The organism is Shewanella amazonensis SB2B (genome assembly GCF_000015245.1).
Taxonomy (GTDB): Bacteria; Pseudomonadota; Gammaproteobacteria; order Enterobacterales; family Shewanellaceae; genus Shewanella; species Shewanella amazonensis.
In genome coordinates this window covers 3,310,988-3,327,049 of the sequence record NC_008700.1, presented here as the reverse complement: position 1 = coordinate 3,327,049, position 16,062 = coordinate 3,310,988, and the positions used below count along the sequence as shown (strand labels likewise).

Genomic DNA, 16,062 nt, shown 5'->3' with positions numbered 1-16,062 from the left:
TTTGCTTCCTGTCTGTGGGTGCTGCATCTTGTTATTCGGGCGCCGTGGTTGCTGTGCTATAAATTTGCAACTGGTCTGGCCTGTTTGTTTTGTCGCAGTGTAACATGCCATTAACCATCTGCAAGAGGGCCCGGCTTTATGTCGGTGCTGTGGGGGAAGCCCGGCGGCTTTCGTGCCCGTCTAACACAAAGTTCATTTTCAGCCGCTGCCAAGCCGACATATAATCGGCGGCAACAATAAGGACAGTGTCGGCCAAGTGCCGGTATTTTTTGGGGAATTGGGTGAACAACTTACTGACTTACTTTAAAGGGCTCGCCATGGGCGCGGCCGACGTGGTACCCGGTGTTTCCGGCGGCACCATTGCCTTTATCACCGGTATTCTGGACAAGCTGCTGGACAGCGTGCGTGCCATTAATCCCTCACTCATCAAAGTGATCCGTGAAGAGGGTGGAAAAGCAGCCTGGGCGCGTATCAACGGCACCTTTCTGGTGTGCCTGCTTGGCGGTATTCTCACCAGCATCTTCAGCCTCGCCAAGCTGATTTCGTACCTCCTGGCACATCACCCCATTCCGGTTTGGTCTTTCTTCTTTGGCCTGATTTTGGTGTCTGTGTGGCATATGCTGCGGCAGGTTAAGGGCTTCGATGCCGGGCGTATTGCGCTCTTTATCCTCGGGGCTGTGGTGGCCTGGGGGATTACGGTTCTCACCCCCACAGAAATACCCGCCACCTATCTTAACGTGTTCCTCGGCGGTGCCATTGCCATTTGCGCCATGATTTTGCCGGGCATTTCCGGCAGCTTTATCCTGCTCTTGCTCGGCCTCTACCCTGCGGTGCTCGCTGCTGCCAAGGGCTTACAGCTGGACGTCCTTGCCTGTTTTGCGGCGGGTGCCGTTTGCGGCATCCTGAGTTTCAGCCACCTGCTGTCGATGCTGTTACGCAAATTTCACGACGCCACCATCTTCTTCCTCACCGGCTTGATGCTGGGCACCCTGGGTAAAATCTGGCCCTGGAAAGAAACCTTAAGCTGGCGCACCAACTCCCACGGCGAGCAGGTGCCTCTGGCGCAGCAAAACCTTACGCCCTGGGGATTCGAGCAGCTTACCGGTGAATCTTCCCAGCTGGGTTTTGCCATCGTCTGCGCCTTAGTGGGTATCGCTCTGGTGCTGATTATCGAGAAACTGGGCGAAGGTAAGCCGAGCCGCTGATTTGGCTTCCGCGCACTGATTACGAATACTGAAAAGCCCGCTATTGCGGGCTTTTTGTTGGGGGCTTGCCGAATTATTGGAAGCGGCCTTTCTGCTGATGTGCGCTTACGTTTATGTTTGAGTCAGTATCCTAATCGATGTCAGTATCGACATTGTTACGGCATAAACTTCGCGTCTTTATCAGCCGTTGCTTAACTTTTGCTCGCCAAGCTCGGTGGCTGTAAGTTACAGTTTTAGCTCAATTATTTTTTAATCTGTATCCCATGGCGTGCGCTATTTACAGCCTTGGCGATGCGGAGCGGGATTGGCTTACAGGATGTGCTTATGGATGAGAATACACGGACGCTTAAAGTGCATTTACGACAGTTACGGGCTGTGCTGCTGAAGATGCTTGTTGCAGCCCTTTTTATCGGTGGTGCCATAGCGCTGTTTCGTTTTGGGCTGTTGCCGCTTTTGGGCAAGTTGTTGTCCCTCGGGGAGGGCGAGCTTGCTGCACTGCGCCGAGGCGGCATTTTAGTGTGCCTGCTGCTGGGTTACTGGGGCTATGTGCATGTTGCTGAAAAGCGCCGCCCCACAGAGCTTGCCCTCAGGCCCGCCAGCATTGCCCTGGGTGCCTTGCTGGGGGTTGCCATGATTGCGCTGGCATCATGGCTGCTGTTTGCAACCGGGGTGTATCAGCTCAATGAATATCGGGGTTTCAGCAGTGCGCTTTTTGGGGTTGCCGGGGTGATTATTGTGGCGGCCACCATTGAAGAAGTGGTGTTTCGCGGCGTGATGTTTCAGGCACTGGAAAGCGCCTGGGGCACGGTGGCGGCGCTGTGGCTGCAATCACTGATTTTCTCGGTTCTGCACATCGCTAATCTTGACAGCAATCTGGGTACGCCGGAACTGGTGGTTACCGTGATTTCAGGCACCCTGATAGGGGCGTTCTGGACAGTGCTGTTTGTGCAGAGCCGCAATATCTGGGTGGTGGCTGCCAACCATGCAGCCTGGAATTTTGCCGTGCTGCTCACCGGGCTTCCGCTTTCCGGGCTGGACGACTGGCGCGCGCTTGCCCCCCTTGAGAGCAGCTATATCGGTCCCAATTGGCTCAGTGGCGGCACAGTCGGGCCGGAAGATAGCATAGTCACAGTGGTGCTGGTGGCTTTGGCGCTGATTGCCATGCTGCTGTGGCTTGGCAAACGCGGACGCTTTTTAGCACCGGTACAGGCCAAGCCCTTAAGTCCGATTGCATCGTCAGCTGGTGTCGGTTGAAGCGGCTTTTGCATGAAGAGCAGCATGAAGAGCAGCATGAAGAGCAGCATGAAGCGCGGCATGAAGACCGGCATAAAGAGCTGCCTGTGCGCAAATACGCCCATGCTCACTTTTCATCCCAGATGATTTTTGCTAAGTTGGAAATCAAATTGAAAAACAGTGTGTTGTGACGGTTTTCTCTGGTTGCTCGAGGGTGGAAACGCTCAGTACAACAGGCGGATACAAACGCGCATGCGCACGATACAGTTGTTAGATTTCTACAAACAAATGTAGGTTCATCAAAAGTAAAGGATTATGAATGGAACAAGTAAAAATAGGATTGATGCTTCCTGGAGCTACATTCTTTAATGATCATAATGTAAACCCTACATGGAAAGGTCATGTTAAAACACATGATTCAGTAGTGGTTGCATATGTAAAAAAAGTTACAGTTCAAGAGCTTTATGCCGAATGTGTATGCGCTGTAATAGGTCGTTCACTTGGATTATCCATTCCAAAACCTATTATTGTTAAGGTTACGCATACCGTTTTTGAAGAAATTCCTGAAGGTGAATATGCTTTAGCATTTGGATCTGAAGATGCAGGTTATCCAAGTTTTCGAAGGTACTCCAAAAGTGAAGAGGCATTAGAAAAGCTCAAAAACTACTCAAGAGTATTAGATATTGGTGTTTTTGATGAGTGGATCGCCAACTGGGACAGAAATGTAGGAAACATACTTTATGATGGCGGTGATAAATTTTCTTTCATAGACCATGAAAATGCTTTGGACCTATCTTTAGATGAAAGTGACTCAGCTAAAGATAACCAAATCATTAGAGTTATATATTCATTAAAAAGTGAATTTGAGAAACATAAAATTATTAGAGATATTGACGTAGGAATAACTCGCCAGTACAAAGAGTTTCCTTTTTCTCTGATTTCAGAAAAAACCTATGCCAGTTCTTACTTATCCCAAGAGCAGATTATAAAGGTTATAGGGTTTCTTGAGAAAAGAACTGAGCACATTAAAATATTAATGAATCGAAGACTGGGAATTCAACAACAGGAGATGGCGTTATGAATACATTAGAAGAGCTATTTCCATCTGAACCTACATTTTTTGGCACATGGCAAACTCTTTATTTAGAACCTATTGTTGGTTCTGGAGAAAGAATATCTGTTGCCGTTGTGGCTATTGGAAATAACAATCAATATGGAATAATACAAGCAATCAGATCTGAATTACTTGAGTGCTTATATGGTTCACAATCTCAAAATATGCAAAGTATTATTGATTGGCTAATTGAGTCAGCATCAAATGAGCTTAAGCTTCATAGAAGCTTATCTGAGTGGACTGCTCCTTTTGGTGGAGTAATATTAGGAAGCATACATCCTGCTGCTGATGACAGCATCGAAGGCATATTGAAACAAGCTATACGCTTTACTGCTAGTTTAAGCACTCTTGCTCTTGATGCTGAGAGAGAGGAAGATGAATTCCAGTCAAAACGTTATAGTGAACAATGGGCAACAAGTATTTTTGATGAAATAAAAACAATAAACCCTAACTTATCTAACTGTTTTAAAAAGCGTTTAAAAATTAGCGAAAGCAATTTATTAACTTCGTTTGGATTCATGAATGAGAAATATGTTTCAAACTTTGGCTTGCTTGTTCCTACAAGACTATCAACTTCCTTAAATAATGTGAAAGCTAAGCTGTTTGATTTGGAAGCGCTAAAGAAATCACAGGTGTTAATTAAACCCCAAATATATGAAATTATTATTGGCACACCATCTTTGTCTGATCCAACGTTAACTGACACATCAGTAAAAAGATTAAGAGAAACTATTGATATGGTTACTGAAGTTGCCGCATCAGAAGACATTAAACTATTTAGAGCTGAAAATGCGAGAGAAGCTGCTATTCATATAAATAAAATCGCAGCTTAGAAAGCTAACAAGAAAATTCAGGTGAAGCCTACGGCGCAACTGATTTAGGCGTTAATCTCCCAGAACCGCACGCCTCTGCTCAGTAGCGCCAACCACCTCGCCATGGCGCTTTACACCAGTACCTGCTGCAATACCCGCTGCCAGTTGCCGCCCATGATTTTATCGGCGTCAGCGGCGCTGAAGCCTGCATCCTTGAGGGCATCGTGGATGCGGCTCATGCGCTCAATGTGATTGAGTTCGGGGATAACCACGTGCACCGGCTCATGGTCGAAGCCGAGTACCTTTTTGGCCCGCAGGCTGTGCCACCAGTCCAGATACTCCTTCACCCCTTCGGCGTTGTCATTGTTGAGTTTGAGCAGGTTTTCCTGGCCGCGCAGGGGATAGTCGTTGGCAATGGCGACCGCGTCGATACCTCCCACCCTGGCCACGTGCTTCAGCTGTGCCAGATAGTGCTCAACCGTGGGAGTGCTGCTGGTGGTCAGCCAAAAGCTCATCATAAAGGTCCCGAATACACCGCCACTGTCTGCGATGGCGCGGATCACCTGATCCGGTGAACAGCGGGCATGGTTGACGATGGCACGGGCCGCACCGTGGCTTTGCACCACCGGCATGCGGGAGGCAGCTATGGTGTCCAGCGCGGTTTGAGGGCTGGAGTGACTCAGGTCGATGAGAATGCCGCTGTCGTTGAGCTTATCCACCAGGGCATAGCCCTTGGGGCTCAGGGGGAGATTGAGGCCGCCGTGCTCATCGCTGTCCAGTGCGCCACCGGCAAAGCTGTTGCCATAGTGATGGGTGAGCTGCATTACCCTGAGGCCCTTTTGGTAGAACTCATCCACCTGTGACAGGCGTTCTTCTACGCAGTCTGCCCCCTGAATTTGAAAAAAGACCGCGGTGCGGCCCGACTCACGGGCGTTTTTGATGTCTTTGGCTGAAAGCCCCTGCAGCAGCTGCCCCGGGTTATCGCTGACGCGTTTTCCGGCGTCGGCAATCGACTTGATGCAGGCGTTGTAGGTGCGCTTGTAGTTGAGGGTGCCATCTTCCTGTTTTACTTCTTCGATGGCGGAGATATCGCACAGGTAGGCCGAAAGACCGGAGGCGGCGAGATCGTCCAGAGAGTCCGGTAAAAACGACAGGCCATCTATGTAGAGTGGTCGCAGTGACTTGGCGGCAAGCACGCCGGTGGGCAGGGCAGATAAGAGGGCGCTGGCGCCGAGGGCTTTTATCAGGCTGCGCCGGTGAAGATTGGTCATGGGGTATCCTCGCGGCTTAATTCTTTGATGCGGTTTGCCAGGGCATACACGCCATTGGTGCGTGATGGGCTGAGCTGCCCCTCCAGCCCGAGGGCGCTGAAATAGGCCGCTGCATCGAATGCGGCAAGCTCGTCGCTGGTTTTGCCCGAGCAGGCGCCCAGCAGCAGGGCTATCAGGCCGGTGACAATGCGCGCCTCAGAGCCGGCAATAAAATAGTGTTTTCCCTGCTCGCCATGATGATACAGCCAGGCGGCGCTCTCACAGCCGCGCACTCTGGCATCCTCGGTTTGCCACTCGGGCGAAAGGGGCGCCAGGGCTTTGCCACCCAACATCAGGGCACGGTACTTTTCCTGCCAGTTGGGGGCTTGCTGCACCTGATTAACCAGCTGCGCGAGCGGGGCACTGCTGCTGTGATGGCGGCTTAAAAAGTCGGTGGGGGTGGGACGTAGTTCCATGGTTTCCTCGCAGCAGATCATGGGCATAAGAGTTCGGCCGCTTCTTTGACGGCGGCGAGAAAACGGTCGATATCATCCGGGCTGGTGTAAAGGCCGATGGAAGCACGGCAGCAGCCTTTTACGCCCATCAGACTCATCAGCGGCATGGCGCAATGATGGCCGCAGCGAACTGCAATTCCCTGTTGATCCAACAAGATACCTACATCCTGATGATGTTCATCCCCCAGGTTGAAGGCGATGGCGCCGCTGTTGGGGGCAGCCCCCGCAGCATCGCGCGGGCTGTGAATGCGGATTTGCAACACCGCCTCAAGCCCGGCACGCAGCCGGGCCATAAGGTCATGCTCGTGGGCCAGTACTGCTTGCCTGTCGAGGCTATTGATAAAGTCGATGGCGGCCCCAAGCCCGATGACAGAGACGATAGGCGGCGTGCCGGCCTCAAGCCGGTTTGGCAGCTCGCCAAATTCGGTGCCGGTAAAGCTTACCGTCTTTATCATCTCGCCACCTGTGAGAAGCGGCGTAAGGGTATCGAGCACCTCATAGCGGCCATAGAGCACACCCACGCCATCGGGCCCATACATCTTGTGGCCGGAGAACACATAAAAGTCGCAGCCGATATCGGTCACATCCACCCGCTGGTGGGCCACGGCCTGAGCACCGTCCACCAGCGTGAGGGCACCTTTGGCGCGGGCCATGGCGCAGAGTGTGTTGACGTCATTCACTGTGCCCAGCACGTTGGATACATGACCGAGCGCCACCAGGGCGGCGCCTGCTTCGAGCTGTGCTTCGAAGGCGGCGGTATCCAAACGCAGTTCTGCCGTCAGGGGAATGGCTTCCACCCTGGCACCGGTTTGCGCGGCAAGCTGCTGCCAGGGCACCAGATTGGCATGGTGGGCGGCGCTGTCTACCAGGATGACATCGCCGGAATTAAGGCGGTGTTTAAGCCCATTGGCCACCAGATTGATGGCCTCTGTGGTGCCGTGGGTGAAGATAATTTCTTCCCGGCGGCCGGCATGGACAAAGGCTTTGAGTTTATCCCGCACGGCTTCGTAACTTGCGGTGGCGCGGCCCGACAGGGTATGGGCGGCGCGGTGCACGTTGGCGTTGTCTGTGGTCAGAAAGTGCGCCATGGCATCCAGAACCTGCCGGGGCTTTTGACTGGTGGCGGCTGTGTCCAGATACACCAGCGGATAGTCGCCAATGTGTTGGTCAAGTGCAGGGAACTGGTTACGAAGGCTGGAAATGTTCATTAAAACGCTGTCAAAGCAATAGCCGAAAAGGGATTGAGTCGATCTTTAAGGATTTGCGCGGCCATTGCAAGGCCGCGCCGGGATTGAAACAGGAATTGACGCAATATTTGATGAGTATTGGCAGCCCGTAACTTAAGGGCAGGGTAAACGGTAGATTTCCCCGAGGGCATTGATGCGCTCAAAAAGCGCCTCGGGCAGGCTGACATCGAGGCTGTCGATGTTCTCTTTCAGCTGCTCCACCGAGGTGGCGCCTATGATATTGCTGCCCACAAAGCTGCGGCTGTTTACAAAGGCCAGCGCCATTTGCGCCGGACTTAAATTGAACTCCCGCGCCAGATTCACATAGGCCTCGGTGGCTGCTTTGGCATGGTCGCTGCTGTAGCGGGCAAAACGCTTGAACAGGGTCAGGCGTGCCTGCTCCGGCCATTCGCCGTTGAGGTATTTTCCGCTTAAGGTGCCAAAGGCCAGTGGCGAGTAGGCCAGCAGCGGCAACTCTTCCCTGTGACTGATTTCGCTCATGCCCACTTCAAAACTGCGGTTAAGCAGGTTGTAGGGGTTTTGAATCGAAACGATGCGGGGCAGACCATGTTTTTCGGCCAGATGCAGGTACTTCATGATGCCCCAGGGGGTTTCGTTGGAGACACCGATATAACGGATTTTCCCCACCCGAATGAGCTCGGCCAGGGCCTCGAGGGTTTCGATAATGGGGGTTTGGTGCTCGGCATCGTCACGCTTGTACATCAGCTCGCCGAAGAAATTGGTGTTTCTGTCGGGCCAGTGCAGCTGATACAGGTCGATGGTGTCTATGCCCAGACGGGTTAGAGATTGATCCACGGCTTCGTGGATGTTGTTCCAGTCCAGTGCCATCTTGGGGCGGATATAGTCGCCCTTGCCTCCGTGGGCACAAATCTTGGTGGCGATCACCAGTTCATCGCGATTGCCACGGGCCTTAAGGTAGTTGCCGAGGATCTCTTCTGTCGCCCCCTGGGTCTCGGGGCGGGGCGGCACAGGATACATTTCGGCGGCGTCGATAAAGTTGATACCCCGGCCAATGGCGTAGTCCAGCTGTGCAAAGGCGTCGGCCTGGGTATTTTGTTCGCCCCAGGTCATGGTGCCAAGGCACAGGGAACTGACCTCCAGATTGGAGTGGGGCAGGCGGCGGTATTCCATCAAAACATCCTCAGCATAATAGGCGTTATGAGTTTGAAGCTATCAAGTCTGGCTGATAAAGCAAGGCAGCACAGGGCCTTGCCTTATCGCTTGCACAAAATTGCATCAGAGGGAGAGGCGCTTAAGCATGGGGATTTCGCAGGCGTCGTGGCCGGTGTTGCCCATGGGGGCGGTCAGGTGTTCAAAGCCCAGTGATTCGTAGAGCTTTACGGCTTCGTGGAGCACAGCCGTGGTCTCCAGGTAGCACTCCCTGTAGCCTTCCTGGCGGGCGAAGGCGAGGCTGTGGTTGGCAAGCCGTCTGGCAAGGCCTTTGCCACGAATCACCGGCAAAAAGTACATTTTTTGCAGCTCGCACACCCCGGGTTCACTGGCGAGTGGGGCAATGCCGCCGCCCCCCAGCACCTGGCCATCCTGACAAATCACCCAGTAGGCAGCGCCGGGCACACTGTACACCTCGCTCAGGCAGTCGAGGGTCTTGTCGGCGACGCCGTAGCCCTTGTCCGGCGTCAGTCCGTATTCCGCTGACACTTCGCGGATCACCGCCGCAATGGCGGCATCGTCGTCGGGGGTAAGTGGGCGGATTTCAATGCCGTCCTGTGCCTTGGCCTGCACTATGGCCCGCTGAAAACGTCCCAGTGCCAGGGCAATTTGCCCCGCTTCTTCGTCGGTCAGCTGGGCCAATACCTGCAGGAAGTAGTTGTCCTGCTGCTCGTCGAGACGCTCGAGCATGGTGCGGCCTTTGGCGGTCAAACTGGCTTGCAGACTGCGGCTGTCCCTTTGGTGCACCCGGGTTTCCACCAGTTTTTTTTCCACCAGATGGGTCACTGCCCTGCTGGCATTGGATTTGTCGATATTCAGTAGCTGAGCGAGCTGTTTGATGGACAGACTCTGCTGCCCCAGTTCAATGAGGGCATGTGCCTGAACGGGGCTTAGGGGCAGTTTGCCAACGGCGCCGGCCAACATGCCGAGCTGACGTATCAATTGCCGTGAAAGCTGGCGGACTTCACGGGCTTGGGATTCCTGAACTTGGGTGCTTCTGACCATGATGCGGTTTGGTTGGTTGCGAATTACAACCAATCTAACAGTTTTTTAACCTTAGGCAAGGGGGCGGGTACCATTATCGATACAGCTCGGGGTGCAGCAGTGGTGCCATGGCGAGGATCAGGGCCTGACGGTAACTGCTGCCACGACTCTCGGCGTTGTGGGTCAGTAAGCCGATGGCACCCACATCCTGTTTGATGTTCACAGTATTGAACATTCTGTCCATCACATGTCCCAATTCTTCACCGGCCTGAAGGGCGGCATAAATCTGCTTTGGCAAGGGTAGCTGGCTGCTTCTGCCCACCGACATCTCACCCGACTCTGTGACTATGGCTACGTAGGCAAAGGTGGCCGGTCCGTCTTCCAACTCGTCCACGCCACCTTCCATGGCGATATAGAAGTGGGCGTTGCCCAGTTCATGACAGGCCTTGGCACGGTTGATGGCACCCAGGCGGGTGTCGGCGGTATTCATGGGCTGGTCCGGTACGCCGGATGGCACGGAAACGCCATGGCATTCGACGTCGGCCTGGGGGTACAAAGCCTCGATGGCGCCTTTGGCGGCGGCAACCTTGATAGGGTTTTTGGAGCCCACCAGCACCTTGATGTTTGTTAATGTCATTGTGTTAATTATTTCCAACATGTAGACGTTTGTTTAAATGGCTGTTTAAATGGTCCGAGGTGTTTTTGCTCGAATCGAACCGCTATTTTGGCGTTAGCGGCGAGCCGGGGCAAGCACCCTTCGGGATACGACATATGCTCCTCTTTTTTGCGTTCCTTTTTTAAAGGGATACAGGGGTTCCTGTCGCAGGAAAGGGGATTCTAACGAGACTAATAATGATGACATTCAACAAACTCTTTATCGCCATGGGGCTGGGCAGCATGATCTTGCTGACCGGCTGTAACGACAGCGACAACGACGCTGTGACGACACCTCCCACCGACACATCGCTGCAGGCCTTTGCGCCGGATGGCAAGCTCTCAGTCAACATTCGCCGCACCTCTTACGGGGTGCCCCATATCAAGGCCGACAACCTTGAGAGTTTGGGCTTTGGCAATGGCTATGTGCAGGCACAGGATAACCTCTGCATTCTGGCGGATGGCTTTATCAAGGCCAATTCAGAGCGCTCGCTGTATTTTGGACCCCATGCCAGCCTGGATTTCACCACGGGTATGCCAAAGTCGGAAGATAACGGCAACCTTATCAGTGACTTTGCCTACAAGGCACTGAAGGTAAGGGTGCTGGCGGAGGCCAAATGGCCAAGCTTCAGCGACAATTCCCGCGCCCTGATATCCGGTTTTGTTGCCGGTTACAACCAATACCTCAGTGATGTGGCCGAAGGCAAAGAACAGGCTGAGCCTTTCTGTGCCGGCCAACCCTGGGTGAAGCCCATAGTACCGGAAGATGTGGTGACTTATCTTTTCTCCATCGCCCTCTTGCCCGGTGCCGCTAACTTTCTCGACCTGATTTTTTACGCCAACCCCGGTGATGGAACCGAGTATTTGCCGCGTATCGTGGGACCAGCTGCTGTTACCGCATCAGCCAAGTCGGCATCTGCTTCGGCCGCCACCAGGGCGTTTGCGGACGATGTCAATCAGCGCCTCATTGCACGCGCTGCGCGCATTCAAACACCGGACACCAACCCAAGGGATTTGGGCTCCAATGGTTGGGGGCTTGGCAAGGATAAAACCGAAAACGGCCGTGGCATGGTGCTTGGCAACCCCCACTTCCCCCACACGGGTAATCTGAGATTCTGGCAGTCCCATGCCACCATTCCCGGTCATCTGGATGTGATGGGCGGCTCTTTGGTGGGTATGCCCGGTCCTATCAATATCGGCTTTAACGAAAACCTCGCCTGGACCCATACCTTCTCCACTGCCGAGCACTTTATTGTGTATCAGCTGGAGCTTAAATCAGGCGACAGGATGCAATATCTGGTGGATGGCCAAGCCAAAGATATCCATGAGGAAACGGTACAGGTGCTGGTGAACGCTGGACCGGCGGGCATTCTGGTGGCGGAAAAAGAGGTGTACTACACAGATGATGCCGTGATGATAGAGGCGCCTGCCAACCTCGCGCCCTTTGGCTGGGATGATGGCCAGGCCTTTATGCTCAAAGATGCCAACATGGCCAATATGGACCCGGTGGACCATTGGCTGGCCATGAACCTGGCCACCAACAAAGATGAGTTCCAGCAGGCATTCAAAGACTATGATGGTGTCATCTTCAACAACACCATGTATGCCGATAAAGAGGGTAATGCCTTCTACATCGACGACTCCACAGTGCCCGGCTTGTCGGATGCCGCCGTGATGCTGCTGCGCACCGAGCAGGCCATTCGTGATGGCCGCGCTCAGGCCGGCTTTACCATATTGCCGGGGAACACCTCGCTGTTTGCCTTCGATGGTCCCATGCCATACGACAGGGCGCCCAAGCTTGAGCGCAGCGACTTTGTGCAAAACTCCAATAACTCCTTCTGGTCAACCAACCTTGCGTCACCGCTGGAGTTCTTCTCGCCCATGTATGGGCCGGAGCGTGGCCGCTTAACCCTGCGTACCCGCATGGGACTTAAACTCATGGGTGAGGCCGGTGGCACCGACGGCAAGTTCAACCTCGACGAGCTGGAAGCGGCGGTGCTGGGTAACCACAGCTATCTGGCCGAGATGGTGTTGCCGGAATTGCTGGCCCAGTGTGATGCCCAGGGTTCAACCCCTGTGATGCTGGCTGAGGGCGTGTCCAAGGACATCAGCGCTGCCTGCGATGCGCTTTCCCGTTGGAACGGCAAGCAGGATAACGACAGCATTGGTGGGGCGCTCCTGCGTGAGTTCGCCCATAACTTCAGTGAAGACACCATGCTGACCGTGCCCTTTGATTTCACGGCTGCGGCGTCTACACCCAATACCCTGACCACCGATGGCAGTGCCCTCAAGGCGCTGGCATTGGCTGCGTTGAACCTTGAGAACGCTGGCTTTGCGGTGGATGCCCCTTTGGGCAACGTGCAGTTTGTGGAGCGCTCGCTGCCCAACGGTTTGCCAAGCGGCCAGCGTTTACCATGGCCCGGCAGTCACAACGCCGAGGGCGGCTTTAACGTGTTTTCCACCAGCACCAGTGGTGATGACACCCTTATCCCGCAGCACAGCTATGCGCCATCTCTGGATGTGCTCAGCGGCAAGCCACTGCGCTCAGGACTCACCGACAAGGGGTATCAAATTCGTTATGGTTCCAGTTGGATGATGGCGGTGAACTTTACCGATACCGGTGTGGATGCCCGTGGCATTCTGACTTACTCGGAAACCAGCAATATCCTCCGGCCAGAATTTGCCGACCAGACGCTGCTGTATTCTACCCAGAAGCGCTTCCGTCCGTTCCTGTTTGCTGAAGCCGATATTGCGGCGGACGTAAAAGAGACGCTGGAGCTCTCGGGCGACAGCATTCGTTAACATTTGCAGCAAACTGCTCAGAAAAAAACCGGCCCCAGAGGCCGGTTTTTGTTTGTCAGGCCACGCGCACAGGCTCCCTTGTATCCGCTTGGTTGCCAGCGGTTAAACGCGGGTTAAGAGATGGCAACTTAACTGAAAATAAATTACGTGACATGCGGGATCGCGATCCCAATATCAGCGTTAAGTGAAATTTAATTACGAAAAACAGCCGTCGATCAAAGGCGGGCTCTTGCCTTTTGACTATCCTTGCCGCGAATTTTGAGTCGCGACCCATACACCAGCGTCCATCACGACTCAGACCCCAACGTTTATCGCACCTCTGGTGCCAAGGTTGAGCCCATGTCCAACGAAACCATCACAGCCCCTGCCACCCAGGCAAGCATCTCTTCCACCGTTTCACAGCCCCACAAAGCCACGCCCAACAATGCCATGCCCTGGACGGCGCAGGATACCACCTGGATGCTGAGCCTGTTTGGCACCGCCGTGGGCGCAGGCATTTTATTTTTGCCCATTAATGCCGGTATGGGAGGCTTCTGGCCACTGGTGGTGATGGCGCTTTTGATTGGTCCCATGACGTATCTCGCCCACCGGGGGCTGTCGCGTTTTGTGTGCTCTTCATCCATTGCCGGAAGCGATATCACCCAGGTGGTGGAAGAGCATTTTGGCAAGGGCGCAGGTAAAGCCATTACTGTGCTGTATTTCTTCGCAATTTATCCCATAGTGCTCATCTATGGTGTGGGCATTACCAATGTGGTCGACAGCTTTATGGTCAACCAGCTTGGCTTGGAGTCGCTGCCGCGCTGGCTGCTTTCGGGCGTACTTATCCTCGGCATGATGTCGGTGATGGTGGCCGGTGAAAAGATAATGCTCAAGGTGACCCAGTTTTTGGTGTACCCCCTGGTGGCGATTCTTGCCTTTATGTCGCTGTACCTGATGCCTAACTGGAACCTGGCCGCCGTAAAGGAGGTCCCTGCCGTTGGTGACTTCCTCGGCACCATCTGGCTGACTATTCCCGTGCTCATTTTTGCGTTTAACCACTCGCCCGCCATCAGTCAGTTTGCGGTATCACTTAAGCGCGACCATGGCAGCAATGCGTCCCGCAAGGCCGATATCATCCTGCGCAACACCGCCATGATGCTGGTGGGCTTTGTGATGCTGTTTGTGTTCTCCTGCGTGCTGTCGTTAAGCCCGGCGCAGCTGGCCGAGGCCAAGAGCCAGAACCTGCCGATTCTGTCGTACCTCGCCAACGTGTTCGACAGTGGTTTTGTCAGCTACTTTGGCCCCTTCATTGCCTTCGTGGCCATAGTGTCTTCCTTCTTCGGCCACTACATGGGCGCCAGCGAAGGTATGAGCGGCATTATCAAGAAGCAGCTTGAAGGTAAAGGTAAACCAGTGGATGAAGGCAAACTGAACCGCTTTATTCTGGGCTTTATGTTCCTGACCATCTGGGCGGTTGCCGTGATTAATCCCAGTATCCTCGGCATGATTGAAGCCCTCGGTGGCCCCATCATTGCCGCCATCCTGTACCTGATGCCCATGTACGCCGTGTATCGGGTGCCAGCGCTCAAAGCCTACCGTGGCCGCATCAGCAATATCTTCGTGATCATTGCCGGTTTACTGTCGATGACAGCCATCCTCTACGGGCTGACCGCCTGAGTTGATTCAGGGGCGGCCCATGGCGTCGCCTCTGTATTTGGAGTCTTCCATGTTCAGTACCTTTGATATTTACAAGATTGGTATCGGGCCTTCGAGCTCCCACACTGTGGGCCCCATGAAGGCGGCGAAAGCCTTTGTGGATAGGCTTGATACCCTTAATCTTTCAGGTCGGATTGATAGCCTGAAAGCCGACGTGTACGGGTCCCTGTCGCTCACCGGCAAGGGCCACCACACTGACATCGCCATTGTGCTTGGCCTGATGGGCCAAAGCCCGGAATGTGTGGATATTGATGCCATTGGGGCCACCATAGCGGCCGTGAATGAATCCGAAACCCTGTGGCTTGAAAGCGGCAGACCGGTGCGATTTGCCCGGGATGCCATGGTGTTTCATCCCCATGCCTTGCCACTGCACGAAAACGCCATGACCCTGAGCGCCTTTGCCGGGGATGAGCTGCTGGCATCCAACACCTACTACTCCATAGGTGGTGGTTTTGTGGTGGAAGAGGCCGACTTTGGCAAGGCTCAGATTGGTGAGACCTTGTTTCCGTATCCTTTCGAGGATGCCGAACGGCTGGTGCAGCTATGCCGCGCCGAAGGGGTGAGCATTTCTACCTTGATGCTGGCAAATGAAAAGGACTGCCACAGTGAAGAGTATATTTACCGCGGATTTCGCGATATTTGGCTGACCATGAAGCAGGCCATTGACAGAGGCTGTCACACCGAAGGTGTGCTTGCCGGGCCGCTGCGGGTACCTCGCCGGGCCCCGGCGCTGCTTAAACAGCTGGAAACCAGCGGCCGTATCAGCGCCGACCCAATGGAAATTGTGGATTGGGTCAACCTGTTTGCCCTCGCCGTAAGTGAAGAAAACGCCGCCGGTGGCCGGGTGGTGACAGCGCCCACCAACGGTGCGGCTGGTATTATTCCGGCGGTGATGGCCTACTTTGACCGCTTTATTCAGCCCCTGGGGCAAAAGGAGTACAGCCGATTTTTGCTGGCATCTGCCGCCATCGGCAGCCTGTATAAGCGTAATGCCTCTATCTCTGGCGCTGAAGTGGGTTGCCAGGGCGAAGTGGGCGTAGCCTGCTCCATGGCCGCGGCGGGCCTGGCCGAACTCATGGGTGCAAGCCCAGCGCAGGTGTGTATGGCCGCCGAAATTGCCATGGAACATAACCTGGGGCTGACGTGCGATCCGGTGGCAGGCCAGGTGCAGGTGCCCTGTATCGAGCGTAATGCCATTGCGGCGGTGAAAGCCGTGAATGCTGCGCGCATGGCGCTGCGGCGCACTTCTGATCCTCGTGTGAGCCTGGATAAGGTGATTGCCACCATGTACGAAACCGGCAAAGACATGCACGCCAAGTATCGTGAAACCAGCCTGGGCGGCCTTGCCATCAAGGTCACCAGCATCTGTGACTAAACTGAA

The 16,062-nt window shown here is 54.3% G+C and carries 14 protein-coding genes; 8 read left to right on the top strand and 6 right to left on the bottom strand.

From position 1 onward, the window contains the following. Window positions 1–317 precede the first annotated feature (317 nt). The 5 genes from SAMA_RS14550 (at window position 318) to SAMA_RS14535 (ending at window position 4,385) form a co-directional block, all read left to right on the top strand. The gene (locus tag SAMA_RS14550) at window positions 318–1,205 is read left to right on the top strand and encodes a DUF368 domain-containing protein (RefSeq protein ID WP_049758026.1); all 888 of its coding nucleotides are present in this window, start codon (window positions 318–320) and stop codon (window positions 1,203–1,205) included. Window positions 1,206–1,529: 324 nt separating this feature from the next. Further along, window positions 1,530–2,459 (top strand): CPBP family intramembrane glutamic endopeptidase, encoded by a 930-nt coding sequence (locus SAMA_RS14545; protein WP_011760890.1) that lies wholly within the window; start codon window positions 1,530–1,532, stop codon window positions 2,457–2,459. Next, window positions 2,456–2,629 carry a hypothetical protein gene (locus SAMA_RS19615; RefSeq protein ID WP_157608341.1) on the top strand — a complete coding sequence of 58 codons (174 nt, stop codon included), beginning with the start codon at window positions 2,456–2,458 and terminating at the stop codon, window positions 2,627–2,629. The genes SAMA_RS14545 and SAMA_RS19615 overlap by 4 nt, the downstream gene beginning before the upstream one ends. A 128-nt stretch (window positions 2,630–2,757) precedes the next feature. Beyond that, a complete protein-coding gene (locus SAMA_RS19205; RefSeq protein WP_011760889.1) occupies window positions 2,758–3,519 on the top strand; it encodes a HipA family kinase in 762 nt (253 codons plus the stop codon). Then, window positions 3,516–4,385, top strand: a complete 870-nt coding sequence (locus tag SAMA_RS14535; RefSeq protein ID WP_011760888.1) for a hypothetical protein — start codon at window positions 3,516–3,518, stop codon at window positions 4,383–4,385. Before SAMA_RS19205 ends, SAMA_RS14535 begins: the two co-directional genes overlap by 4 nt. A 110-nt stretch (window positions 4,386–4,495) precedes the next feature. Here the strand turns inward: SAMA_RS14535 and SAMA_RS14530 are convergent, their stop codons facing one another. From SAMA_RS14530 to yjjX, 6 genes are all read right to left on the bottom strand, one after another. Further along, window positions 4,496–5,635: a membrane dipeptidase gene (locus SAMA_RS14530; RefSeq protein ID WP_011760887.1), complete on the bottom strand. Its 1,140-nt coding sequence runs from the start codon at window positions 5,633–5,635 to the stop codon at window positions 4,496–4,498. Further along, window positions 5,632–6,090: a SufE family protein gene (locus SAMA_RS14525; protein WP_011760886.1), complete on the bottom strand. Its 459-nt coding sequence runs from the start codon at window positions 6,088–6,090 to the stop codon at window positions 5,632–5,634. Before SAMA_RS14525 ends, SAMA_RS14530 begins: the two co-directional genes overlap by 4 nt. A 17-nt stretch (window positions 6,091–6,107) precedes the next feature. Continuing rightward, window positions 6,108–7,337, bottom strand: a complete 1,230-nt coding sequence (locus tag SAMA_RS14520) for an aminotransferase class V-fold PLP-dependent enzyme (RefSeq protein WP_011760885.1) — start codon at window positions 7,335–7,337, stop codon at window positions 6,108–6,110. Window positions 7,338–7,469: 132 nt separating this feature from the next. After that, on the bottom strand, window positions 7,470–8,507 hold the full coding sequence (locus SAMA_RS14515) for an NADP(H)-dependent aldo-keto reductase (protein ID WP_011760884.1): 1,038 nt from the start codon (window positions 8,505–8,507) through the stop codon (window positions 7,470–7,472). A gap of 105 nt (window positions 8,508–8,612) precedes the next feature. After that, window positions 8,613–9,551: a bifunctional helix-turn-helix transcriptional regulator/GNAT family N-acetyltransferase gene (locus tag SAMA_RS19420; protein ID WP_011760883.1), complete on the bottom strand. Its 939-nt coding sequence runs from the start codon at window positions 9,549–9,551 to the stop codon at window positions 8,613–8,615. Between the two features lie 73 nt (window positions 9,552–9,624). Then, the gene (gene yjjX, locus SAMA_RS14505; protein ID WP_041409886.1) at window positions 9,625–10,167 is read right to left on the bottom strand and encodes an inosine/xanthosine triphosphatase; all 543 of its coding nucleotides are present in this window, start codon (window positions 10,165–10,167) and stop codon (window positions 9,625–9,627) included. 218 nt (window positions 10,168–10,385) lie between these two features. Between yjjX and SAMA_RS14500 the strand changes: the two genes are divergently transcribed. From SAMA_RS14500 to SAMA_RS14490, 3 genes are all read left to right on the top strand, one after another. Then, window positions 10,386–12,986, top strand: coding sequence for an acylase (locus tag SAMA_RS14500; protein ID WP_041410504.1), 2,601 nt, complete (start codon window positions 10,386–10,388; stop codon window positions 12,984–12,986). Window positions 12,987–13,415: 429 nt separating this feature from the next. Next, on the top strand, window positions 13,416–14,642 hold the full coding sequence (locus tag SAMA_RS14495) for a serine/threonine transporter (protein ID WP_086015276.1): 1,227 nt from the start codon (window positions 13,416–13,418) through the stop codon (window positions 14,640–14,642). A 49-nt stretch (window positions 14,643–14,691) separates the two neighbouring features. Continuing rightward, window positions 14,692–16,056, top strand: a complete 1,365-nt coding sequence (locus tag SAMA_RS14490) for an L-serine ammonia-lyase (RefSeq protein WP_041410501.1) — start codon at window positions 14,692–14,694, stop codon at window positions 16,054–16,056. The last annotated feature ends 6 nt before the right edge of the window (window positions 16,057–16,062 follow it).